Genomic DNA, 1,285 nt, shown 5'->3' on the forward strand with positions numbered 1-1,285 from the left:
TCACGCCGCCGCCGGACCTCGGCGCGCAGGGCGTGCCGGTGCCGCCGGACGGCACGGCGATCTATGGCGGTGCGCCGCCGGCGGGCTATATGGCGATCCCGGTGCCGCCCTCCACCTGCGGTCCGCTCCAGGCCATGGTGCAGCGCAACGGCTTCGTGCTGATCCCGATCGGCGGCGGCAACGCGCAGCGTTATGTGCGCGACCAGAGCCTGTGCCAGGAGGACCAGGTGGGCACGCCCGCCTGGGTGCCCACCGACGACAATCCCCGCTGCTTCATCGGCTATACCTGCGACGAGGCCGACAACGACGGCGGCAACTGAGCCGCCGCGCGTGGCCGCTCACGGCATGTACTGGCCGCCGTTCACCTCGATCACCTGGCCGATGACATAGGCGCTCGCCGCCGAGGCGAGGAAGAGGAAGGCGGCGGCGCATTCCTGCGGCCCGCCGAGGCGGCCGGCGGGGATGGACGCCTTCATCGCGTCCAGCATTTGCGGCGTCGAATAGCGCTCATGGAACGGGGTCTCGATCACCCCGGGCGCCACCGCATTGACGCGGATGCCGGCGCCGATCAGCTCCTTGGCCCAGCCATGGGTGGCGGTGGAGATGAAGCCCTTCGCGGCCGCATAGAGCACCGCCCCGCCGCCGCCGCCGGTGCGCGCCGCCACCGACGAGACATTGATGATGGCGCCGCCGCGCCCCTGCGCGGTCATCACCTCGGCGCCGCGCCGCACGAAGTGGATCACCTGGCGCACGTTCAGGTCGAAGACCTCGCTGATGTAAGCGTCGTCATAGGCGGCGGCAGGCACGCGCTTCACCAGGCCGCCGGCATTGTTCACCAGCACATCGAGCCCGCCGAGCCCCTCCGCCGCCGCGCGGACGATGCGGTCCGGCGCGTCCGGCGCGGTGACGTCGCCCGCCACCAGAAGGGCGGTGCCGCCCGCGGCACGGATGCGGGGCGCCACGGCTTCCGCCTTGTCGCGGCTGGCATTGTAGTGGACCGCGACCTTGGCGCCGTTGGCGGCGAAAGCCTCGGCCGCCGCCGCGCCGATGCCGGTGGAGGCGCCGGTGACGAGCACCGCCTTGCCGGCGAGGTCGGGGAAGACGGGGACGGGTGTGGAAGCGGTCGGCATCGTGTCTCTCCCGGTTCTAGCGCGTGACCATCCGGCCCACGGCGCCCGCGGCCCCGCCGCGGATCACGTCGTCGAGCGCCGCCGTGACCGCCTCGGCAAAGCGCGGGTCGGCGGGCAGATCGGTGCCGAACACCTCGCGCACCGAGAGCAGCATC

General features: G+C 72.8%; 2 protein-coding genes. One reads left to right on the forward strand and one right to left on the reverse strand.

The window, feature by feature from the left end:
* A partial coding sequence (locus tag AC2W7M_RS25715) for a hypothetical protein (RefSeq protein ID WP_486135955.1) occupies nt 1-320 on the forward strand: 320 nt, incomplete at its 5' end.
* Nucleotides 321-338: 18 nt separating this feature from the next.
* Here the strand turns inward: AC2W7M_RS25715 and AC2W7M_RS25720 are convergent.
* On the reverse strand, nt 339-1,130 hold the full coding sequence (locus AC2W7M_RS25720) for an SDR family NAD(P)-dependent oxidoreductase (RefSeq protein ID WP_486135956.1): 792 nt from the start codon (nt 1,128-1,130) through the stop codon (nt 339-341).
* Nucleotides 1,131-1,285 lie beyond the last annotated feature (155 nt).

The sequence above is a fragment of the Xanthobacter sp. BG11Y11_SDJG genome, from assembly GCF_057364445.1.